This is a genomic window from Plantibacter sp. CFBP 13570 (assembly GCF_014841395.1).
In the GTDB taxonomy this organism is placed as follows: domain Bacteria; phylum Actinomycetota; class Actinomycetes; order Actinomycetales; family Microbacteriaceae; genus Plantibacter; species Plantibacter auratus.
On sequence record NZ_JACYTW010000013.1, the window covers coordinates 46,341 to 68,356 of the forward strand.

At 69.9% G+C, this 22,016-nt stretch carries 19 protein-coding genes, 1 tRNA gene and 1 riboswitch; of the genes, 7 read left to right on the forward strand and 13 right to left on the reverse strand.

What is annotated here, in order from left to right:
* Positions 1 to 28: 28 nt before the first annotated feature.
* A complete protein-coding gene (locus IFT89_RS06930) occupies positions 29 to 253 on the forward strand; it encodes an SCO4848 family membrane protein (protein ID WP_202938570.1) in 225 nt (74 codons plus the stop codon).
* A gap of 30 nt (positions 254 to 283) precedes the next feature.
* A tRNA-Arg gene (locus IFT89_RS06935) sits at positions 284 to 356 on the forward strand.
* 85 nt (positions 357 to 441) lie between these two features.
* Here IFT89_RS06935 and IFT89_RS06940 read toward each other — a convergent pair.
* The 6 genes from IFT89_RS06940 to dinB all read right to left on the reverse strand — a co-directional run bounded on the left by IFT89_RS06940 (position 442) and on the right by dinB (position 5,754).
* Positions 442 to 1,014: a hypothetical protein gene (locus IFT89_RS06940; RefSeq protein WP_202938571.1), complete on the reverse strand. Its 573-nt coding sequence runs from the start codon at positions 1,012 to 1,014 to the stop codon at positions 442 to 444.
* The gene (locus IFT89_RS06945; RefSeq protein ID WP_137241846.1) at positions 1,011 to 1,811 is read right to left on the reverse strand and encodes an energy-coupling factor transporter transmembrane component T family protein; all 801 of its coding nucleotides are present in this window, start codon (positions 1,809 to 1,811) and stop codon (positions 1,011 to 1,013) included. The genes IFT89_RS06940 and IFT89_RS06945 overlap by 4 nt, the downstream gene beginning before the upstream one ends.
* A complete protein-coding gene (locus tag IFT89_RS06950; protein WP_202938572.1) occupies positions 1,808 to 3,205 on the reverse strand; it encodes an ABC transporter ATP-binding protein in 1,398 nt (465 codons plus the stop codon). The genes IFT89_RS06945 and IFT89_RS06950 overlap by 4 nt, the downstream gene beginning before the upstream one ends.
* A gap of 86 nt (positions 3,206 to 3,291) precedes the next feature.
* A complete protein-coding gene (locus IFT89_RS06955) occupies positions 3,292 to 3,921 on the reverse strand; it encodes an ECF transporter S component (protein WP_194644445.1) in 630 nt (209 codons plus the stop codon).
* A 36-nt stretch (positions 3,922 to 3,957) separates the two neighbouring features.
* A riboswitch (TPP riboswitch) is annotated at positions 3,958 to 4,066 on the reverse strand.
* A 50-nt stretch (positions 4,067 to 4,116) separates the two neighbouring features.
* On the reverse strand, positions 4,117 to 4,446 hold the full coding sequence (locus tag IFT89_RS06960) for a hypothetical protein (protein WP_079705686.1): 330 nt from the start codon (positions 4,444 to 4,446) through the stop codon (positions 4,117 to 4,119).
* A gap of 9 nt (positions 4,447 to 4,455) precedes the next feature.
* Complete coding sequence (dinB, locus tag IFT89_RS06965; RefSeq protein ID WP_085510654.1) at positions 4,456 to 5,754, reverse strand: DNA polymerase IV; 1,299 nt, start codon at positions 5,752 to 5,754, stop codon at positions 4,456 to 4,458.
* An 82-nt stretch (positions 5,755 to 5,836) separates the two neighbouring features.
* On the opposite strand from dinB, the gene IFT89_RS06970 reads away from it, so the two are divergent.
* Positions 5,837 to 7,162, forward strand: coding sequence for an acyltransferase family protein (locus IFT89_RS06970; RefSeq protein ID WP_202938573.1), 1,326 nt, complete (start codon positions 5,837 to 5,839; stop codon positions 7,160 to 7,162).
* Here IFT89_RS06970 and IFT89_RS06975 read toward each other — a convergent pair.
* The 4 genes from IFT89_RS06975 to gatC all read right to left on the reverse strand — a co-directional run bounded on the left by IFT89_RS06975 (position 7,133) and on the right by gatC (position 11,155).
* Positions 7,133 to 7,729, reverse strand: a complete 597-nt coding sequence (locus IFT89_RS06975; RefSeq protein WP_086473539.1) for a hypothetical protein — start codon at positions 7,727 to 7,729, stop codon at positions 7,133 to 7,135. The genes IFT89_RS06970 and IFT89_RS06975 overlap by 30 nt on opposite strands.
* Positions 7,730 to 7,844: 115 nt before the next feature.
* Positions 7,845 to 9,344: an Asp-tRNA(Asn)/Glu-tRNA(Gln) amidotransferase subunit GatB gene (gene gatB / locus IFT89_RS06980; RefSeq protein ID WP_079705682.1), complete on the reverse strand. Its 1,500-nt coding sequence runs from the start codon at positions 9,342 to 9,344 to the stop codon at positions 7,845 to 7,847.
* Between the two features lie 3 nt (positions 9,345 to 9,347).
* Positions 9,348 to 10,859: an Asp-tRNA(Asn)/Glu-tRNA(Gln) amidotransferase subunit GatA gene (gene gatA / locus IFT89_RS06985; RefSeq protein WP_202938574.1), complete on the reverse strand. Its 1,512-nt coding sequence runs from the start codon at positions 10,857 to 10,859 to the stop codon at positions 9,348 to 9,350.
* Positions 10,856 to 11,155 carry an Asp-tRNA(Asn)/Glu-tRNA(Gln) amidotransferase subunit GatC gene (gene gatC, locus IFT89_RS06990; protein WP_064295120.1) on the reverse strand — a complete coding sequence of 100 codons (300 nt, stop codon included), beginning with the start codon at positions 11,153 to 11,155 and terminating at the stop codon, positions 10,856 to 10,858. Before gatC ends, gatA begins: the two co-directional genes overlap by 4 nt.
* A 90-nt stretch (positions 11,156 to 11,245) precedes the next feature.
* Here gatC and IFT89_RS06995 point away from each other — a divergent pair, with 90 nt between their 5' ends.
* Positions 11,246 to 12,967: a long-chain-fatty-acid--CoA ligase gene (locus tag IFT89_RS06995; protein WP_307783468.1), complete on the forward strand. Its 1,722-nt coding sequence runs from the start codon at positions 11,246 to 11,248 to the stop codon at positions 12,965 to 12,967.
* A gap of 2 nt (positions 12,968 to 12,969) precedes the next feature.
* Here the strand turns inward: IFT89_RS06995 and ligA are convergent, their stop codons facing one another.
* Positions 12,970 to 15,297 carry an NAD-dependent DNA ligase LigA gene (gene ligA / locus IFT89_RS07000; RefSeq protein ID WP_202938576.1) on the reverse strand — a complete coding sequence of 776 codons (2,328 nt, stop codon included), beginning with the start codon at positions 15,295 to 15,297 and terminating at the stop codon, positions 12,970 to 12,972.
* A gap of 151 nt (positions 15,298 to 15,448) precedes the next feature.
* On the opposite strand from ligA, the gene IFT89_RS07005 reads away from it, so the two are divergent.
* Complete coding sequence (locus IFT89_RS07005; RefSeq protein ID WP_079705678.1) at positions 15,449 to 16,927, forward strand: sugar porter family MFS transporter; 1,479 nt, start codon at positions 15,449 to 15,451, stop codon at positions 16,925 to 16,927.
* Positions 16,928 to 16,988: 61 nt separating this feature from the next.
* Here the strand turns inward: IFT89_RS07005 and mnmA are convergent, their stop codons facing one another.
* On the reverse strand, positions 16,989 to 18,107 hold the full coding sequence (gene mnmA, locus IFT89_RS07010; RefSeq protein ID WP_240043902.1) for a tRNA 2-thiouridine(34) synthase MnmA: 1,119 nt from the start codon (positions 18,105 to 18,107) through the stop codon (positions 16,989 to 16,991).
* Between the two features lie 60 nt (positions 18,108 to 18,167).
* Positions 18,168 to 19,391 carry a cysteine desulfurase family protein gene (locus IFT89_RS07015; RefSeq protein WP_202938577.1) on the reverse strand — a complete coding sequence of 408 codons (1,224 nt, stop codon included), beginning with the start codon at positions 19,389 to 19,391 and terminating at the stop codon, positions 18,168 to 18,170.
* 68 nt (positions 19,392 to 19,459) lie between these two features.
* Between IFT89_RS07015 and glgX the strand changes: the two genes are divergently transcribed.
* Positions 19,460 to 21,502 (forward strand): glycogen debranching protein GlgX, encoded by a 2,043-nt coding sequence (gene glgX, locus IFT89_RS07020; RefSeq protein WP_202938578.1) that lies wholly within the window; start codon positions 19,460 to 19,462, stop codon positions 21,500 to 21,502.
* A gap of 2 nt (positions 21,503 to 21,504) precedes the next feature.
* Positions 21,505 to 21,996, forward strand: coding sequence for a Cys-tRNA(Pro) deacylase (gene ybaK, locus IFT89_RS07025; RefSeq protein WP_202938579.1), 492 nt, complete (start codon positions 21,505 to 21,507; stop codon positions 21,994 to 21,996).
* Positions 21,997 to 22,016 lie beyond the last annotated feature (20 nt).

A 22,016-nucleotide genomic window follows, 5' to 3' on the forward strand; every position in this document is an offset into this window, starting at 1 on the left:
GACGCCGCCGGTTCCGTAGACTCGAGCGGTGATCATCGCCATCTCCGTCCTGCTGCTCGTCAACGGTTTCTACAACGTCGTCGTCTGGCCCCGCTTCCTCAAGCGCATCGTCGCCGACCCGCGCGCCCGCGACGATCAGGGACGTGCGACGACGTTCCTGCGCGTCCACGTCATCCTCATCAGCATCGCCCTCGTCCTCGCAGCCCTGTCGCTCGTCTTCGGAGTGCTCGGCCTCCTCGGCGTCGGCGCCTGAGACACCGCTGCGGTATCCTGGACGACGCCCGCCTCCGTAGCTCAGGGGATAGAGCAGGAGCCTTCTAATCTCTTGGTCGCAGGTTCGAATCCTGCCGGGGGCACACCACCCTTCGACAAGCTCAGGGACCGATGACCGGAACCTGACCCTCAGACCGGCTCAAGGACCGAGAACCCGGACCGTGGGTCTCAGGAACGGAGCCAGGGGCTCCAGCGTTTCGCTTCGTCGCGCGCGAGGGCGTCGAGGACGAGGGATGAGACCTGGTCCGGCGCACCGGTCGCCTCGATGCGGAGACCGGCGTCGAGGTCGGGCCGCTCCCGCTCGATGAACGCATCCTCCTGGAGGGTCCATCCCGCGAGCCAGTCGACACCGTCACCGCGCCCGATGAGGCGGTCGGTGCGCTGCACCACCGGCGCGTCGAGCCACAGCACCGTGTCGGCGCACACCCGCGACGACAGCGACGATGACCCGCAACCCTCGACGATGAGTGGACGGTCGCTCGGCACGAGGTGCGCCTCCGCGCGGTCGGACCGTTCCCAGTCCCAGCGCCGCCACTCCCCCGCGCGCCGCTCGGAGAACGGCTTCAGGATCCACTCGACGAGGAGTCGAGCGCCCTCGTCGAGCCCCTCCCACCCCGGATACAGGTCGTCCATGTGGACGACCGTGCTGGCCGTCAACGCGGACGCCACCGAGGAGGCGAGCGTCGTCTTCCCGGTGCCCGACCGTCCGTCGATGAGCAGGACCGGCGGAACCGCGCTCACTGGCCCACGACCCGGAACGTACCGGCGAGGACCGCCGTGGACAGCGCGAGGGCCATGATCACGATCGTCACCAGGACGGCAATGAGATCGGCCCGGCCCAGGCGGGACGGTCTGGCCCAGGTGCGTTCGATCGGTGCCCCGAACCCCCGCGCCTCCATCGCCGTCGCGAGTTTGCTCCCGCGGCGGATGGCGAACACCAGCAGGACGAACGCCATGGACGCGAACCGCCGGACCACTCCCCGGTCCCCCAGCCCACGGGCACGACGGGCGAGCGCGAGACTGCGCCAGTCGTCGATGAAGAGTCCGAGCATCCGCGCTCCAGCGAGGATCCCGAGCACGAACCGCGACGGCAGCTTCGCGATCTGGGACAAGCCGTCGGCCAGATCGGTCGGATCCACCCGCGCGAAGAGCAGGATCGTCGGGAGACCGAGCGCCAGCACGCGGATCGTCACGGCGACCGCCAGTTCGATCGAGTTGTCCGTCACGCGGACGAACCCGAGCGACAGGTACTCCGTCCCTCCCGGCTTCGCGTACAACAGCATGCTGATCCCGCCGATGGGCGCGAAGACGAGCACCGGCAGCGCCCGCTTCAGCAACGCGGTGAACCGCAGGCCGGAGAGCGGGAACAGCATCACTTCGAGCAGCACCGCCGTGCTCGCACTCACCCAGTCGATCGTCAGCAGCAACGGGACGGACAGGATGAGGACGGCCAGCACCTTCGTCACCGGATTCACCCGGTCGAGTGGCGGTCGATGGTGCAACACCGTCGAGCGCTCCGCTGCAGTGACGCTCGTCATGCGGCCCGCCTCCCGAGCTCCAGCGGTTCGAGGAGGATGCGATGGTCGCCCAGATGCTCGACGACCCCCGCGTCATGCGTGACGGAGACGATCGTCGCGCCGCGCTCGAGCTCATGTTGCAGCAGGCGGACGAGTGACAACCACGTGCGTCGATCCTGCCCGAACGTCGGTTCGTCGAGGACCATGACCGCCGGCCGGGCGGCGAGGACGGTGGCCACCGACAACCGGCGCTTCTGACCGCCCGAGAGACTGAACGGGTTCGCCTCGGCGAGACGCCCGAGACCGAGCGCCTCGAGGATCTCGGTGACCCGCTCGTCGATGGCGGTCCGGGACCAGCGGAGGGCCTGCAGGCCGACACCGAGCTCGTTCCGCACGGTCGATGAGACGAACTGGTGCTCGGGATCCTGGAAGACCGTCCCGATGCGCGTGAGCAACTCGGTGGACTTCCAGCGGATCGGCCGGGATCCCAGCCTGCCGGCGAGCTGCGGAGCGGCGGTCACCGTCCCCGTGATCTCCGGCAGCAGTCCCGCCAGCGTGAGCGCGAGCGTGGACTTCCCCGCCCCGTTGGGGCCGACGATGACGGTCGCCGCGCCCTCGGGCACCGCGAGCCCCAGGTGCTCCTGCACCGGCTGCTTCCGCGTTCGACCGATCGCCAGGTCGTCGGTCGTGATGACCGCCGCTGATGGGCCGGACACCGGACGAGGGGCCAACCCCAGCGGGATGCCCGGCACCCAGACGCCCGCATCGGCCAGGCGCTGCCCGACGTCGTCGAGGACGAGGTCGGGTGGCCCGTCGGCGAGGACACCGCCGTCGGCGTCGAGCACGACGACCCTGGTCATCAGCTCGCGCCAGACGTCGACGCGGTGTTCGATGACGACCAGGGTGGACGAACCGTCATCGACCAGCCGAGCGACGGCGTCCCGCACCTCCGCCACCCCGGCCGGGTCGAGGTTCGCGGTCGGTTCGTCGAGCAGGAGGAGCGAGGGGTGCATGGCGAGTACGCCGGCGAGGGCCAGCCGCTGTTTCTGACCGCCGGACAGCGCCGAGGTCGAGTGGTCCAGCGGCAGGTCCAGTCCGACGGCCTCCAGCGAGGCGTCGACGCGGCGCCAGATCTCCTCGCGCTCGACGCCGAGGTTCTCGCAGCCGAAGGCGACGTCGTCGCCGACCTTGGACAGGATCACCTGCGAGTCGGGATCCTGCAGCACGAGCCCGATGCGACCCCTCGCTCGTTCAGGCGGAACGCCGTCCACGAGGAGCGAGCCGTGGGACTCCCCCTCGTCCGCACCGCCGAGGACGCCGGCCAGTGCGTGGATCAGCGTCGACTTGCCGACACCGGACGCCCCCAGGAGGAGGACCCGTTCGCCCGGTTCGATCACGAGGTCGAGGTCGCGCACCGCCCAGGCCTTCCGACCGGCATGACGCCACCCCCAGTCCCGCGCGACGACGCGCGCCGGACCGGTCGCAGCCGTTCCCGGCACGATCAGACCTCGCGCCGAGCGTCCCGCCCCGAGGCGAACCGACTGAGCGCCCCGGTCGACGCGAGTGCCCTGACGAGGGCCCAGCCGACGACACCGGCGAGGATCGCGCCCGAGACCAGCAGCGAACCGAGGTAGATCGCGTTGAACTCGACACCCTTCTCGAGGTTGCCCGACATCACGAGCTCGAGGAGCCATGCGCCGGCCCCGGCTCCGGCACCGGCGAGGATCGCCGGAACGAGGCCGAAGCGCTTGTACGCGAGCGCCGCGAACACCAGCTCGGCCCCCAGGCCCTGAGCGAGGCCGGAGTACACCGTCGTGACACCCCATGCGTTGCCGATGAGGGCGGAGACGATCGCTCCGATGGTCTCGACGAGGAGCGCAGCGCCGGGCTTCCGGATGATGAGTCCGCCGAGCACCCCACCGAGGAGCCAGATCCCGACGGCGATCCCGCCGAAACCGGGCGTGACGGCGCTGGCGCCCGCGTACCAGAGTGATCCGAGCGTGTTCCACGCCCAGAAGATGAGGCCGGTCGCGACGCCGAGCACGGCGACCACGACGATGTCGACGACCCTCCAGCGCAAGGTCCGCGACGCAACGCGTTCAGAGGGTGAGATCTTGGTCGATGCTGACACGATACGTGCCCTTCCTGTAGACGGAAAAGAGCACGGGATAGCGAGAAATGGTCTCCCTGCGCTGGCATGATCCAGATCAGGTTCGACGGTCGAAGGCGAATACCTTCCTCTCAGCCCGGTTCACCGGACTCCCGTGGTGGCACGAGTCTAACCCCTGCCGTGCGCAGTCGCACGACAGGGGTGCGACGGGGAGGGCTACTTCTTGAGGGCCTTGATCAGGCCGGCCAGAGCCTTGCCGCTCACCCAGATGAACGGGATCGCGACGGCGATGAGCGAGATGAGGTTCGGGTCGAAACGGAGACCCTCGTCGGTCTTGATGTAGGCACCGACCGGGATCGAGACGCCACCGCCACCGCCGCCGCTCGGGGCGTCGTCGCCGTCGCCCTCGGAGCCGCCGCCGAAGCCGTAGTACGTCAGTGCGACGGGCACGAGCTTCGTGCCGTCGACGTCCTGCTGCTCCCCGTAGGCTGCGGACACGCCGAGCCCCTTCGCCTGTTCTGCCAGCTTCTCCACGAGATTCGTCATACCGCGAGGCTACCGCTCGGTATCCACCGGTCCAAGGGGTTGATCCGTGCTCCCAGCACCCTGCGAGTCTCCGCGACTGCCGAGTCCGCGACGCCTCGGCTTGCCGAGGAGGGAGGCGGGAGCGATCGCGAGATCGCCGAACCGGCTCGCGACCCGGTCGATCGTCTGCTCGGCTTCACGCCACTCCTCGTCCGGGTCCCAGAGCCCGGCACCGGCCTCATCGGCGGGGACGAGTTGGTCCACCTTCACCCCGACGAGGCGCACGAGGCGTCCACCGCGATCGAGGTCGTCGAAGAGCGACGCCGCCTCGTCGTAGACCCGGCGCCCGACGTTCGTGGCCTCGCCGATGGTGCGCGACCGGGTGACGACGCTGAAGTCCGCATAGCGGACGCGGATGCTGATCGTCCGTCCGGCGTAGCCGCCCTTCCGGAGCCGGATCGCGACGAGACCGGCGAGGTTCAGCAGCTCGCGCTTGAGGATGGTCGGGTCGGACACGTCCGTCGGGAAGGTCACCTCGTGGCTGACGCTCTTCTCGCGTCGTGCCAGCTCGATGCCGCGCGGATCGATCCCGTTCGCGAGCTCGAGGAGTCGGCGACCGGAGGCCTCACCGACCGCGCGCTGGAGCATCGACAGCGGGGTGGACGCGAGCTGACCGATGGTCCGGATGCCCCGGTTCGTCAGCTGCTCCTCCGTCCGCCCACCGACGCCCCACAGCGCACCGACCGGCAACGGGTGGAGGAACGCCAGGGTCTCGTCGGCCGGCACGACCAGCAGACCGTCGGGCTTCGACAGGCCGGAGGCGAGCTTCGCGACGTACTTCGTCGACGCGAGGCCGACCGAGCACGGCAGGCCGGTCGCGTCGAGGACCCGTTGCTTCACGAGTGCGGCGATCGTCCGTGGGCTCCCGAGCAACCGGACCGCACCGGACACGTCGAGGAACGCCTCGTCGATGCTCAGTGGCTCGACGAGCGGCGTGACCGACTCGAACACCTCCATCACCCGGTCGGAGTACTCGCGGTACCGGCCGTGGTGGGGCGGCAACACGACGGCGCTCGGACAGAGGCGCATCGCCTGGGACACTGGCATCGCCGCGCGCACGCCGTACCGGCGGGCCTCGTAACTGGCGGAGGTGACGACCGACCGCCCCTCCTTGTTGCCGACGATGATCGGCAGACCGCGCAGCTCGGGCCGTTCCAAGAGCTCGACCGAGACGAAGAACGCGTCCATGTCGACGTGGAGGATGGGGGTACCGCTGTCGTCGGCATCGTGCGCCGAGACGCGACGAGACGCTCCATCCTGCCGACTCATGGCTCCATTGTCGCAGTCGCCTCCGACACGCTCTCCACAAGGGCCGAGGCGGGAGGGCTCGGCGGCGCTAGGCTGTCCGGCGATGAGCACGCCAACGCGGACCGGGTCGGCCCCGGCGGTCCCAGACCTCTCCGGGCGGGACCTCGCCCTCGACCTCGTGCGCGTCGCGTGCGTCATGACAGTCGTCATCGTCCACCTCCTGATGGTCGCGGTGGCGGTCGAGCCGGACGGCACGATCGGCATCTCCAGAGCGTTGGAGCAGCAACCCTGGTTCGACACGGGTACCTGGTTCGGCCAGATCATGCCGCTGTTCTTCATCGTGGGCGGCTTCGCGACGATCACCGGCTGGCGCAGCACCGTCCGACGTGGTGGCGGGACCAGGGACTTCCTCCGGTCCCGAGTCTTCCGACTCGCCCTGCCGACGATCCCGGTCCTGCTCTTCCTCGCCGCGGGGCTGTGGCTCGCCGGGGCGCTCGGTGTCGACCCCGCCATCATCGAGGCCGTCGCCGCAGGCGTCGGGTCCCCGCTCTGGTTCCTGGCCGCCTACCTGCTCTGCCAGGCGGTCGCCCCGTTCCTCGCCACCTGCCACGACCGCCACCCCGTCCTGACCTGTGCGGCACTGCTGGCCGGCGTGATCCTCGTCGACGTCGTCCGGTACTCGACCGGCCTCCTGGGCATCGGTCTCGTCAACCTGGTGTTCGTCTGGCCGCTGCTGCAGCAGTTCGGGTTCTTCCTGGCCGACGGTCGTCTCCGCACCGTCCCTCGCCTCCTCCTCGTGGCCGTGGTGCTGGTCTCCTACGGTGCGCTCGTGCCGATCACGACCTGGCTGCCGTACTCGACCAGCATGCTCGGCAACCTCAACCCACCGACCCTCCCCCTCGTCGTCCTCGGCGTCGGGCAGCTCGCCCTGCTCGCCCTGGTGCACCCACTGCTCACCGCCATCATGCGGACCCGCGCCGCGCGAGCGGTCGTCTTCCTCATCGGGTCCCGGCTGATGACGGTGTACCTCTGGCATCTCCCCCTGATCATCGCGGTCGCCGGTCTCCAGCTCGCCCTCGGCATCCCCTTCGCGGAACCGCTGAGCGCGGCATGGTGGTGGACCCGACCGGTCGTGCTGCTCGTCGTCGCGGTCCTGCTCGCGGGCGTCGGCACACTCCTCGGCCGTGTCGAGCACCCCCGCAAGCTGCGCCTCGACCCGGAGCGCAAGCCGGCACACGTCGCCGTGTGGATCGCGCTCGCGAGCGCCTTCATCATGCCCTTCGCGGAGATCTCCCACCCGCTCACCGCCACCATGGCGGCTGCAGGTGCTCTCGGCTCGATCATCGCGGTCGTGCTCCTGAACCCGACCCGTCGGCCGGTCGAGGGCGTCGCGAACGGATCAGACCAGGCCGTGGACCAACGGTCGTAGCCACTCGCGGAAGGCCTCCCGGTCGTCCCGAAGCGACTCACTGACCACGATCGTGTCGGGCGCGACCACCCAGGCCCCCGGTCGGCAGATCGGGAGCACCTCGAGGTCCAACCGGAACGAGCTGGATTGCCGACGCAACTCGAACTGACGCTCGCGGATGAGTTCGTAGACGTCGGTGAGACGGCTCGGCGATCGACCTGCGAGCGCGCGTTCGTACTCGCGGATTCGAGCCGACGCCCATCGGTGCGCCTCGTCGTACGCCCGGTAGGCGAGCTCCTGCAGGTCGAGGGCTCGATCGAACACCTCGAAGTGCGGAGGACGGACCTCGGCCATGAAGAGGCGCGTGTCGCGACGGGCGATCCCGGTCCACCAGCCGTCGAACTGGACCGCGAGCGCATCGAGGTCGAGGCCGGCGACGTCGACCCGCTCCAGCCCCGGCGTGACCGCGGGAAGCTGCGCGACGCATCGCTCCCCGAGCCCTGCCATGTCGCGGAACGCGAGCGCCAGCATGAGGGCCATCGGAGCGTCTTCCGTGACCTGCCACCGCATGGTGCCTTCGACCAGCATGGCGGAAGTGTATGCCGGGCCAGCAGTCGGCACCAGGGCTTCCCCTGGCCGACGACCTCGGGCCCGAGCCGCCGTCGTCGACGGTGGCTCGGGCCCGAGGGGGCAGCAGTGACCGCTACTGCGAGGCGCGCTCCAGGACGAGTTCGCGCACACGCGCCGCATCGGCCTGTCCGCGCATCGCCTTCATCACGGCGCCGATGACCGCGCCGGCGGCCTGGACCTTGCCGTCGCGGATCTTGGCGAGGACATCCGGCTGAGCGGCCAGTGCCTCGTCGATGGCGGCGATCAGCGGACCGTCGTCGGACACGAGCGCGAGACCGCGAGCGTCGATGACCTCCTGAGGAGTGCCCTCCCCGTCGATGACGCCCTCGAGCACCTGGCGCGCGAGCTTGTCGTTGAGCGTTCCGGCCTCGACGAGCGCCGCGAGTGCCGCGACGTGCTCGGGCGACACGAGGCTCGTCGCCTCGACGTCGCGCTGGTTCGCGATCCGCGAGATCTCGCCCGTCCACCACTTCCGTGCGGCGGCCGGAGCGGCACCGGCCTCGACGGTGGCCGTGATCTCGTTCAGCAGACCACCGTTCACGACGTCCTGGAACTCCAGGTCGGTGAAGCCCCACTCGCTCTTCAGCCGACGACGGCGGACGGCCGGCTGCTCGGGCAGGGCGGCTCGGAGTTCTTCGATGAGTTCGGGCGACGGCACGACCGGGAGCAGGTCGGGCTCCGGGAAGTACCGGTAGTCGTCGGCGTCGCTCTTCGGCCGGCCGGCGGACGTGGCGCCGGTGTCCTCGTGCCAGTGCCGCGTCTCCTGGACGATGGATCCGCCGTCCTTGAGGATCGCCGCCTGCCGCTGGATCTCGTAGCGGACGGCGCGCTCGACGGAACGCAGGGAGTTCACGTTCTTCGTCTCGGTTCGCGTGCCGAGCTTCTCCTGACCGCGCGGACGCAGCGAGATGTTGGCGTCGCAGCGGAGGTTCCCGCGCTCCATCTTCGCGTCGGAGATGCCGAGCGCCACGACGATGTCGCGGATCGCGGAGACGTAGGCCTTCGCGATCTCGGGCGCCCGGTGCTCGGTGCCGTAGATCGGCTTCGTGACGATCTCGACGAGCGGCACACCCGCGCGGTTGTAGTCGACGAGCGAGTACTCGGCACCCTGGATACGCCCGGTGGAACCGCCGATGTGCGTGAGCTTGCCGGCGTCCTCCTCCATGTGCGCGCGCTCGATCGGCACCGTCACGATGGTGCCGTCCGCCAGCTCGACATCGACCGAGCCCTCGAAGGCGATCGGCTCGTCGAACTGCGAGATCTGGTAGTTCTTCGCGAGGTCGGGGTAGAAGTAGTTCTTCCGCGCGAACCGGCTCGAGGGTGCGATCGAGCAGCCGAGGGCGAGCCCGAGGCTGATCGAGTACCGCACCGCCTGCTCGTTCACGACCGGGAGCGACCCGGGCAGACCGAGGCAGACCGGCGAGATGTTCGTGTTCGGAGCGTCACCGAAGCCGTTCGGCGCCGAGGAGAACATCTTCGTCTTGGTGTTCAGCTCGACGTGCACCTCGAAGCCGAGCACCGGCTCGTACAGTTCGAGGGCTTCTTCGTAGGAGAGGAGCTTGTCCTTGGCCATGGGTTACCGACCTCCGAGAGCGGGTGCCTGCGAGATGAGGGTGTGCCCCCACGTCGATTCGAGGAGCGCCTCGAGGGCGGCGCCGACCCGGTAGAGCCTGGCGTCCTCCCGTGCTGGCGCCATGAACTGGATGCCGACGGGCAGTCCGTCTTCCGGGGCGAGACCGATCGGCACGCTGATGCCGGGCACGCCGGCGAGGTTCGCCGGGATGGTGGTGACGTCGTTCAGGTACATCGCCAGTGGGTCGTCGATACGCTCGCCCAGCTTGAACGCCGTCGTCGGGGCGCTCGGGCTCACGAGGACGTCGACCTGGTCGAAGGCCGCCGCGAAGTCGCGCTGGATGAGCGTCCGGACCTTCTGGGCGCTGCCGTAGTAGGCGTCGTAGTAGCCCGCGCTCAGCGCGTAGGTGCCGAGGATGATCCGGCGCTTCACCTCGGGACCGAAGCCGGCCTCGCGCGTCGCGGACATGACCTGCTCGACCGTGCCGCCACCCTCGGGCGTGACCCGCATGCCGAAGCGCACCGAGTCGAACTTCGCGAGGTTGCTCGACGCTTCGGCCGGGAGGATGAGGTAGTACGCGGCGACGGCGTACTCGAAGTTCGGAGCGGAGACCTCGACGATCTCGGCTCCGTTCGCCTCCAGCACCGCGAGCGCCTCCTGGAAGCGGCTCTTCACGCCGGCCTGGAAGCCCTCACCGTTGAGCTCGGTGACGACGCCGACCCGGAGGCCGCGCAGCACGTCGCCGCGCGCTCCCTCGCGGGCCGCAGCGGCCATCGACGGCCAGACGTCGCGGAGCGAGGTGGAGTCGAGGGCGTCGTGCCCGGCGATGACGTCGTGGAGGAGGCCCGAGTCGAGGACCGTGCGGCTGACCGGCCCGACCTGGTCGAGCGAGGAGGCGAGCGCGATCGCCCCGTAGCGGCTGACCGCGCCGTAGGTGGGCTTCACGCCGACCGTGCCGGTCACGTGCGCCGGCTGGCGGATGGACCCGCCGGTGTCGCTGCCGAGGGCGATGGGAGCCTCGAACGCGGCGACCGCGGCGGCGGAGCCACCGCCGGAACCGCCGGGGATGCGGTCGAGGTCCCACGGGTTGTGGGTCGGGCCGTATGCGGAGTGCTCCGTGCTCGAGCCCATGGCGAACTCGTCCATGTTCGTCTTGCCGAGCGGCACGAGACCGGCGGCACGCGACCGGGCGACGACGGTCGCGTCGAACGGTGACAGGTACCCCTCGAGGATCTTGCTCCCCGAGGTGGACGGCATGTCCGTCGTGACCAGCACGTCCTTGATGGCGAGCGGGACGCCCGCCAGCTCGCCGAGGTCCTCGCCCGCGGCACGGCGTGCGTCGATGTCGGCGGCGACGTCGAGTGCGTGGTCCGACACGTGGAGGAAGGCGTGGACGTCGCCGTCGACCTGCGCGATGCGGTCGAGGTGCGCCTGGGTGGCTTCGACGCTGGAGACCTCGCCAGCGCGCAGCTTGCTCGACAGCTCGGCTGCCGTGAGACCGATCAACCCGCTCACTGCTCCTCCCCCAGGATCGCCGAGACCTTGAAGCGACCGTCGGCCGACTCCGGCGCGTTCTGCAGCGCCTGCTCCCGCGTGAGCGTGTTGCCGACGACGTCGTCGCGGTACACGTTCTCGAGCGGGATCGGGTGGCTCGTCGCCGGGACGTCAGGCGTGGCCACCTGCTGCACCTTCTGGATGTTGTCCACGATGGAGTCGAGCTCCGTCGTGAGGTGGGCGATCTCGTCCTGGCTCAGGGCGATTCGAGCGAGGTTCGCGAGATGCGCGACCTGCTCGGTAGTGATTTCCGACATGCGTCTCCCGTACGTGTAGCGGTGGCGGTCGCTCCAGTCTATTCGCCAGGGACGTGGTCGTCCGTCGGGCTCCGCCCCTACAGTGGGACGGTGACCCAGAACGACTCGAGCAGCCGTCCCCGTCCCCCGCACGAGCGTCCCTGGCTCGCCAGCTACGCCGCCGACGTGCCGGACGACATCCCCGAGCAGACCGGCAGCCTCGGCGATCTCGTCGAAGCCTCCGCCGCGAGCTACCCGGACGCCGTCGCGCTGGAGTTCTTCGGGTCGACCACCACCTACACGGAGCTCGAGGCACTCATCGCCCGTGCCGCCGCCGGCCTGCGCGCACTCGGTGTCCGGGCGGGAGACCCCGTCGCCCTCATGCTCCCGAACTGCCCGCAGCACATCGTCGCGTTCTACGCGGTCCTCAGGCTGGGCGCCGTCGTCATCGAGCACAACCCGCTCTACACCCCTCAAGAGCTCCGCCACCAGTTCGAGGACCACCGCGCGACGTTCGCGATCGTCTGGGACAAGGTCGCCGAGCACCTGCAGGACTTCCCGGCCGATCTGGCGGTGCACTCGCTCGTGACGATCGACGTGACCCGGGCGATGCCGCTCCACATGCGGGCTGCGCTCCGCCTGCCCATCCCGAAGGCGAGAGCGTCCCGCGCCCAGCTCACCGCGCCGGTCTCGGGCACCGTGCGGTGGGAGCAGCTCCTGACCTCGGGGCCGCTGCCGGCGAGTCACCCGAAGCCCGCGACCGACGCCCTCGCACTCATCCAGTACACGAGCGGGACGACGGGCTCGCCCAAGGGGGCCGCACTCACCCACGGCAACCTGCTCGCGAACGCGGCGCAGTCCCGCGCCTGGGTGCCCACGGTCAAGCGCGGGGAGGCCGTCGTCTACGCGGTGCTCCCGATGTTCCACGCCTACGGCCTGACGCTCTGCCTGACGTTCGCCATGAGCATGGGCTCGCGCCTCGTCCTCTTCCCGAAGTTCGACCCGGCGCTCGTCCTCAAGGTCATGAAGAAGCGACCGCCGACCTTCCTGCCCGCCGTCCCGCCCATCGCCGACCGACTCCTGACCGCGGCGACCGAGCAGGGCGTGTCACTGCAGGGCACCGAGATCGCCATCTCGGGCGCGATGCCGCTGCCGCACGACCTCGTCGTCCCGTTCGAAGCCGCGTCCGGCGGTTTCCTCGTCGAGGGCTACGGGCTCTCCGAGTGCTCACCGGTCATCTCCGCGAACCCGGTCTCGACCGCACGGAAGCCCGGGACCATCGGCCTCCCGCTGCCGAGCACCGAGGTGCGCGTCGTTGATCCCGACGACCCGGCGACCGATCGTCCGGCCGGCGAGGCGGGCGAGTTGCTCGTCCGCGGCCCGCAGGTCTTCCACGGCTACTACAACAAGCCCGAGGAGACCGCCGCCGTCCTGCTCCCAGGAGGCTGGTTCCGCACCGGCGACATCGTGTCGATCGACGAGGAGGGGTTCATGACCGTCGTCGACCGGATCAAGGAGCTCATCATCACCGGTGGGTTCAACGTGTCGCCGAGCGAGGTCGAACAGGTCCTCCGCGGACACACGTCGGTCGCCGACGCCGCCGTCGTCGGGCTCCCTGATCCCCACTCCGGCGAGCAGGTGGTCGCCGCTGTCGTCGCGGCTCCCGGTGCCACTGTGGATCCGGATGCGCTCCGAGCCTGGGCGCGGGAGATCCTCACCCCGTACAAGGTGCCGAAGCGGGTCGTCGTCGTCGACGAACTCCCCAAGTCGCTCATCGGCAAGGTGCTGCGGCGCCAGGTCCGCGACGAGCTGCTGCAGGCCGACGCGGACTGAGCTCAGTCGGTCGGCGCCTCGTCGGCGGACGCCGCACCCTCGGCCTCATCCGCGGCCGGGGCCTCCGGCTCTCCGAGTGCTGCTGGACCCTCGGAGACGAGCAAGGCGAACTGCTCGGCGTCGATGATCCGCAGACCCAGTGCTTCGGCCTTCGCGAGCTTCGACCCGGCACCCGGGCCGGCGGCGACGAAGTCGGTCTTCTTCGAGACGCTCGACGCTGCCTTCCCGCCCGCCTGCACGATCGCTTCCAGCGCACCCTCCCGGGTGAAGCCCTCAAGCGAACCGGTGGCGACGACGGTGACACCGGACAGCACACCACCGGCCGCGACCGCCGCGCCAGGCCCAGGGTGTCCGGGTGTCGCCCACTGCACGCCCGCCGCAGTCCACTCCTCGACGATCTCGCGATGCCAGTCGACCTCGAACCAGGCGATGAGCGCGTCGGCGATGATCCCGCCCACGCCGTCGACCTCCGCGAGCTCGTCGCGGGTGGCCGCACGGATGGCGTCGAGCGAACCGAAGTACTCCGCGAGCGACCGGGCGGCGACCGGGCCGACGTGGCGGATGTTCAGTGCCACGAGCAACCGTGCGAGCGGGCGGGTCTTCGCGCCGTCGAGGTTGGCGAGGAGTTCGATCGCGTTCTTGGACGGCACCGAGGACTCGTCGCCATCGAACTCGGCCGCGGCCGGATCGTGCACGCCGTCCTTCTTGGCGCGTCGGCGGCGGAAGGGCGTGACGCGCTTCTCGGATCCGTCCTCATTGAGCTTGGGCAGACCGGTCTCGTTGTCGCGGACGATCACCGTGACCGGGAAGATGTCGGCCATCGTGAGCGAGAACAGTCCGGCCTCGGTCGTCAGCGGTGGTTCCGCGGGCTCCACCGGCTGGGTGAGCGCCGCTGCCGCCACCTCACCGAGCGCCTCGACGTCGAGCGCGCCACGGGAGCCGATGTGCTCGACGCGTCCGCGCACCTGCGCCGGGCAGCTCCGCGCGTTCGGGCAGCGCAGGTCGATGTCGCCCTCCTTCGCGGGGGCGAGGGTGGTACCGCACTCGGGGCAGTGCTCGGGCATGACGAACTCGCGCTCCGAACCGTCGCGGAGCTCGACGACCGGGCCGAGGACCTCGGGGATGACGTCGCCTGCCTTCCGGAGAACGACGGTGTCGCCGATGAGCACCCCCTTCGCCTTCACGACGTCCTGGTTGTGCAGGGTCGCCTGACGCACCTCGCTGCCGGCGACGAGCACCTTCTCCATGACGGCGAACGGGGTGGCGCGACCGGTGCGCCCGACGCTCACGACGATGTCGAGGAGCTTCGTGGTCACCTGCTCGGGCGGGTACTTGTAGGCGATGGCCCATCGCGGAGCACGACTCGTCGCGCCGAGCTCGCCGTGGAGCGCGAGATCGTCGACCTTCACGACGACGCCGTCGATCTCGTGCTCGACGCTGTCGCGGTGGGCGCCGAAGTACTCGATGAACTCCGCCGCACCGGTCGCCTCGTCGTGGACCCGGTAGTGCGACGAGGTCGGGAGCCCCCAGCTGTGCAGGAGCTCGTAGACCTGCGACTGTCGGGCGACGGGCGGCTGTTCCCACGCGCCGATGCCGTGGACGAGCATCTGCAGTCGGCCGAGCCGGTCGTGCATGAGTGCGAGCTGGGCCGGGTTCTTGCTCTCCGCCTTCTGGCGCAGGGAACCGCTCGCCGCGTTGCGCGGGTTGGCGAAGACCCGTTCACCGGCCGCCGCCTGATTGGCGTTCAGTTCGCGGAAGGCCTCGACCGGGAAGAAGATCTCGCCCCGGACCTCGACGACCTCCGGGAACTCGACCCCGGGGTCGGACGACGTCAGTCGCTCGGGGATGGAACGGATGTACCGCACGTTCTCCGTGACGTCCTCACCGACGACGCCGTCGCCGCGCGTGGCCGCGCTCACGAGGCGACCGCGCTCGTACCGGAGGTTGATGGCGAGGCCGTCGATCTTCAGTTCGCAGAGGTACTGGACGGACCCTCCGGCGTCGCGCTCGACCTTGGCGGCCCAGGCGAGGAACTCCTCGATCGAGAAGACGTTGTCGAGGCTGAGCATGCGCTCGAGGTGGGTGACGGGGGCGAACAGCGTGGTCTCGGCACGCCCGCCGACGGTCTGGGTGGGGCTGTCCTGGCTCTGCAGCTCGGGGAAGAGACGCTCGAGCTCCTCGAGCCGACGGAGCATCGCGTCGTACTCCTCGTCGGAGGCGAGCGACTCGTCGCGCTCGTAGTACGCGTCGCGGAGCTCGAGGATGCGCGAGGTGAGTTCCTCGGCCTCGGTCGATGCCTGCTGGAGGGTCTGTCCGGTGCTGTTCGCCACGGCGTCCAGTCTACGAGCGGCGTCCGACACCGGCGGGCGCTTGACACCCGGCACGTCCTCCCAGATGTGCGCAACCGGGTCGGGGCGGGTCTCATCGAGGAGTAGGGTGTCGCAGTGCCGCAGGAACCATGCGCGCGGAATCGGAGGAACCATGTCCCAGTCCAGCAGTCCGGGAACGGGGGCGGCTCCTACCAGCAAGCAGCTGACCGCGCGCGTCATCGGCATCTCCGTCTCGGCCGCGGTCGGTGGCTTCCTCTTCGGATTCGACTCCTCCGTGGTGAACGGCGCGGTCGACGCGATGCAGGACCACTTCGCGCTCAGTGAGGCGCTCATCGGCTTCGCGGTCGCGTCAGCGCTGCTCGGTTGCGCGCTCGGCGCCTACCTCGCGGGCCGGATCGCCGACAGCCGCGGCCGCATCTTCACGATGCTGCTCGGTGCAGGCCTGTTCTTCATCTCCTCCTTCGGAGCCGGCTTCGCCTTCTCCCCCTGGGACCTCGTGATCTGGCGCATCGTCGGCGGGCTCGGTATCGGCATCGCCTCGGTCGTGGCTCCGGCGTACATCGCCGAGATCGCCCCGAGCGCCATCCGCGGCCGTCTCGCCTCGCTGCAGCAGCTCGCCATCACGCTCGGCATCTTCGCCGCGCTCCTGTCCGACTCCGTCCTGGCGGGCGCCGCCGGCGGCGCCTCGAACCCGCTGTGGTTCGGCGTCGAGGCCTGGCGCTGGATGTTCATCGCCTGCGCGCTCCCGGCCGTGGTCTACGGCGTGCTCGCGATGCGGCTCCCCGAGTCGCCCCGGTTCCTCGTCCGCAAGGGCAAGTCGGACGAGGCCCGTCGGATCTTCGCGACCGTCTGGCCGCAGGAGGAGGTGGATCGCGCCGTCAAGCTCGCCGAGCAGGCGGTGAAGGACGATGAGCAGCAGAAGAAGGCGACCCTCTGGGGCGGACGCTTCGGGCTCCTGCCGATCGTCTGGATCGGCATCATCCTGTCGATCTTCCAGCAGTTCGTCGGCATCAACGTGATCTTCTACTACTCGACGACGCTGTGGAAGGCCGTCGGGTTCCAGGAGTCCGACTCGCTCCTCATCTCGGTCATCACCTCGGTGACGAACGTCGCGGTCACCGTCGTCGCCATCCTGCTCGTGGACCGCATCGGTCGACGGCCGATCCTCCTCGCGGGTTCCATCGGTATGACGGTCTCGCTCGGCGCGATGGCGATCGCGTTCACGCAGTCGGTCACCGACAGCGCCGGCGAGGTCTCGCTGCCCCAGCCCTGGGGCACGATCGCCCTCGTGGCCGCCAACGTGTTCGTCGTCGCGTTCGGCGCGTCGTGGGGACCGCTCGTCTGGGTGCTCCTCGGCGAGATCTTCCCGAACCGCCTGCGCGCGAAGGCGCTCGGTGTCGCGGCGATGGCGCAGTGGATCGCGAACTTCCTCATCACGGTCAGCTTCCCGGCCCTCGCCGCGTTCTCCCTGCCGGTGACCTACGGCATGTACGCGCTGTTCGCGCTCCTCTCGTTCGTCTTCGTCCTCGCGAAGATCCCCGAGACGAACGGCCTGACGCTCGAAGAGGCGGAGACCCTCTTCGTCAAGAAGCCCAAGAAGTCCAAGGCGGGCGCACAGACCCGATCCTGACGACCGACGCGGAACGCCCGACGAGCCTGGCTCGTCGGGCGTTCCGTCGTTCCTGGGGTCCTCAGGCGGAGGCGGCGGCTCCGACGGGCACCGCACTGACGGTGCGGTCGATCGTGAACTGGCCGAGGACGCGCGTCCCGCTGTACAGCACGGCGGTCTGTCCGGGAGCGACGCCGTCGAGTGGCGTCTCCGGGTGGACGACGAGCTCGCCGTCGACGAGCGTCAGCGCGGCGGGGACCGGGTCGGCGTGCGCACGGATCTGGACGTCGCACGGGATCGGTGCGACACCGACCTCCGGCGTCCTCCCCGCCCAGGTGAAGCGCGAACCGGCGATCTCGCCGATGGCGAGCGCCTCCTTCGGCCCGACGACGACCGTGTTGTCCTTCGGACGCACCTCGAGGACGAAGCGCGGACGTCCATCCGGCGCCGGCACGCCGAGGTGCAGGCCCTTGCGCTGGCCGACGGTGAAGGCGTGGGCACCCTCGTGCGAACCGACGACGGCTCCGTCTCGGTCGAGGACCTGACCGGTCTCGGTGCCGACCCGCTCCCCCAGCCAGCCCTTCGTATCGCCGTCGGGGATGAAGCAGATGTCGTGGCTGTCGGGCTTGTTCGCCACCGTGAAGCCGCGCTCCGCGGCCTCGGCTCGGACCTCGGCCTTCGACGGTGTCGCGCCGAGCGGGAACATCGAGTGCGCGAGCTGTTCGGCGGTGAGCACGCCCAGGACGTACGACTGGTCCTTGGCCCAGGCACTCGCGCGGTGCAGCTCACGATCACCCTCGGGGCTCGTGACGATCGTGGCGTAGTGACCGGTCACGACCGCGTCGAACCCGAGGTCGAGCGCCTTCTCGAGCAACGCCGCGAACTTGATCTTCTCGTTGCAACGCATGCACGGGTTCGGGGTCCGGCCGGCGCGGTACTCGGCGATGAAGTCGTCCACCACGTCGAGCTTGAAGCGCTCCGAGAAGTCCCACACGTAGTACGGGATGCCGATCAGGTTCGCCGCACGCTGGGCGTCCATCGAGTCCTCGATGGTGCAGCACCCGCGACTGCCGGTCCGAAGCGTGCCCGGCATCCGGCTGAGCGCCAGGTGGACGCCGACCACCTCATGGCCTGCGTCGACGGCGCGTGCCGCTGCCACGGCGGAGTCGACTCCGCCACTCATCGCTGCCAGAACTTTCACCGGGCAAGTCTACGCGCCAGCCGCTGGACGGCCACCCGCAAGCGGTGACGAGACGGCTGCTCAGGGACGAGCGCCCAGCGCCGTGTCGCGGTCGGCGGAACCGGCCCGACTCGCCTGTGCGTACGCGCGCGGCAGGGCCTGGAGGAAGTCGTCCACGTCCGTCTCGGTCGTCGTCCGACCCAGCGTGATCCGGAGGACCGATCGGGCCTCCGTCTCCGGGCGTCCCATCGCGAGCAGGACATGCGACGGTTCCGGGACGCCGGCCTGGCAGGCGGAACCCGTCGAGACCGCCACCCCTGCGAGGTCGAGGAGGAAGAGCATCGAGTCTCCCTGTGCGCCGGGGAACACGAAGTTCGCGTTCGACGCGAGTCGCTCGCTGGGATCGCCCGTCAGCTCGGCCTCCGGAACGGTCGCCCGCACGCCGGCCACGAGTCGGTCGCGCAAGGTGCCGAGACGCTCCTGCTCCGCGGTCCGCTCGAGCGCCATGAGCTCCGCGGCGACGGCGAATCCGACGGCTGCCGCGACGTCCTGCGTGCCGGAGCGGAGTCCGCGCTGCTGTCCGCCACCGTGCTGCAACGGCTCCACCACGGCTGCGCGGCTCACGACCAGCGCTCCGATCCCCACGGGACCACCGATCTTGTGCGCGGAGACGCTGAGCGCGACGAGACCATTGGCACCGACCGATCCGGATGCGGCGCGAAGGTCGGCGAGGTCGATGGGGAGGTGTCCGTAGGCCGAGACCGCGTCCAGGTGGAACGGCACCGCGGCCGCTGCGGCGAGCGCCGCCAGCCGGACGACGGGCTGGATGGTGCCGACCTCGTTGTTCGCCCAGAGCGCCGTCGCCACGGCGATGTCGGGGCCGTGGTCGGCGAAGCGCTCGGCCGCCGTGTCGAGTGAGACCCGGCCCAGGTCGTCGAGCGGGATCCAGAGCGGGGATGCGCCCTCGTGGCGCTCGAGCCATTCGACGGTGTCGAGCGTGGCGTGGTGCTCCCCCGCGGGTGCGAGCACGGCGGCACGGCGTCGATCCTGCTGGCGGTGCCAGTAGAGCCCCTTGAGAGCGAGGTTGATGGATTCGGTGCCGCCGGAGGTGAAGACGAGCTCGATGGGGTCGCACCCGAGGGTCGCCGCGACCCGCTCACGTGCCTCTTCGAGGAGGCGGCGGGCCTGTTGCCCGGGGCCGTGGATGGAGGCCGGGTTGCCGACGGTCGCCATGGCGGACGCGTAGGCCTCGATCACCTCGGATCGCACCGGGGTCGTCGCGGCGTGGTCCAGGTACACCACCATGCCGATCCTCCCCTCGCCGCGGTGTCCGCGGATCTTCGCGCACTCCCGCACTCACTACTGTAGAACCCATGAACGCTGGTGACCCCTTCCACGATCTCGGCGTCCGCCTCGGCCCGTCCGGTGGTGAGCTCCGTGTGTGGTCCGAGCACGCGGATGCCCTCGAACTCGTGATCTTCGACGACAAGGATCTGAACTGGATCACCCACTCGGTCGAGATGACCCGCGACGACGACGGGGTCTGGAGTGGGAGTTCCGAGGAGCTGGTGCTCGGCCGACGCTATGCGGTCCGCGCCTCCGGGCCGTCCTCGCCGAACAACGCCTTCGACCCGAGCCTGCTGCTCCTCGACCCCTACGCCCGAGGGCTCGCCCGGGTGTCGGCCGAGCAGTGGCGTTCTGTCGTCGTCGACGACGCGTTCGACTGGGGCGGCGTCCAGAAACCCCGTGTCCCGCTCGACCGGACCGTCGTGTACGAGGCGCACGTCAAGGGGCTGAGCAAGCTGCACCCGGATGTCCCGGAGGAGCTGCGAGGCACGTACGCGGGCCTCGCCCACCCCGCGATGATCGCGCATCTGCACGATCTCGGCGTGACGAGCGTCGAACTGCTGCCGGTGCACGCGTTCACGTCTGAGCAGCGTCTCATCAAGCAGGGCCTCGTCAACTACTGGGGCTACAACACCCTGAACTTCTTCAGTCCACACGCCTCCTACGCGACGAAGACGGCTCAGGCGGGTGGCGCGGACGAGGTCCTCCGCGAGTTCAAGGGAATGGTGAAGCTGCTGCACGAGGCCGGCCTCGAGGTCATCCTCGACGTCGTCTACAACCACACCGCCGAAGAGGGGCCCGGCGGCCCCCGCACGAGCTTCCGCGGCATCGACAACGCGACCTACTACCGTCAGGACGCCACCGGCGCCTACATCGACGTGACGGGCTGCGGCAACACCGTGGACTTCGGCCACCCGGTCCCCCAGCAGCTCGTGCTCGACTCGTTGCGGTACTGGGCGGACGAGGTGCAGATCGACGGCTTCCGGTTCGACCTCGCTGCGACGCTCGGTCGGAACGAGGCGGTCGAGTTCACGCCCGACCACCCCCTGCTCGAGGCGATCGTCCACGACCCGTCGCTCGTCGACGCGAAGATGATCGCCGAGCCCTGGGATGTCGGGATGGGCGGCTGGCAGACGGGGAACTTCCCCGCCGGTTGGCACGAGTGGAACGACCGGTACCGGGATCGCGTCCGCAACTTCTGGCTCTCCGACATCGACTACGCGAGACGGGCGGACGCCCCGGTCGGGATCGGAGGGTTCGCGACCCGTCTGGCCGGATCGAGCAACACCTTCTCCGCTGAGCGCGGTCCGCTGGCTTCCGTCAACTTCATCACGGCCCACGACGGGTTCACCCTGGCCGACCTCGTCTCGTACGACGTCAAGCACAACGTCGGGAACGGCGAGTCCAACCGCGACGGGACGGACAACAACCGTTCCTTCAACCACGGTGCCGAGGGCCCGACGGACGACCCCGCGATCCTCGCCGCTCGTCGCAAGGCGATGCGGAACCTGCTCGGCACGCTCCTGCTGTCGGCGGGTGTCCCGATGCTCACCGCTGGCGACGAGTTCGGGCGGAGTCAGCGCGGCAACAACAACGCCTACTGTCACGACTCCGAGCTGACCTGGGTCGGATGGACGAGGGAGCCCTGGCAGGACCAGTTGCTCGCGCACAGCCGCCGGCTCCTCGAACTCCGGCGCGAACACCCCGCCCTCCGACCGGAGCACTTCGCCGCCGCCGGGACGACGGTGCCCGGCGCGAGCGTCATGGACTGGTTCGACGCCTCGGGCGCGACCATGAGCACCGAGGACTGGACGAGTCCCCGGAACCGGACACTGCAGTTCTTCTCGACGAGCACGCCGGAGTCCGAGGAGCTCGACCGCGTGCTGCTCATCGTGCACGGCGTCGAGCAGCCGGTCGAGGTCACCCTCCCCGAGCACGAGGGCGTGACCGCGTTCGTGCGCATCTGGAACTCCGCGGACGACGCACCGACGTCCGAGGAGGAGCAGTTCGTCCCCGGCCAGGCGGTCCCGGTCTCGGCCACGTCGATGCAGCTCTTCCGAGCCGTCTGACGATGGCGAAACGCAGGGCCGAGGGTGGCGGCACCCCGGCGACGGTGACGTTGACCTCGCTGGGCATCCCGTTCACCCCGCGCTCCTACCGACACGACCCGTCGGTGACGGCTTTCGGTCTCGAAGCCGCCGCTGCGCTCGGGGTCGACCCTCCCAGGGTGTTCAAGACCCTGCTGGCGGAGGTGGACGGGTCGCTCGTGGTCGCGATCGTCCCGGTCGCCGACCAACTCGACCTCAAGGCGCTCGCGACGGCCCTCGGCGGGAAGCGGGCGACGATGGCGGACCCTGCCGTCGCCGAGCGGAAGACGGGCTACGTGGTCGGCGGCATCAGCCCGATCGGGCAGCGCACCGCGCTCCCGACGGTACTCGACGAGAGCGCCTTCGAGCACGAGACGGTGTTGGTCTCAGGTGGTCGGCGCGGGTTCGACCTCGAACTCGCCCCGTCCGACCTCGGAACGGCCGTCGCCGCCGTCGTCGCGCGGATCGCCAGATAGTCGGATCCCTCGACGCACCG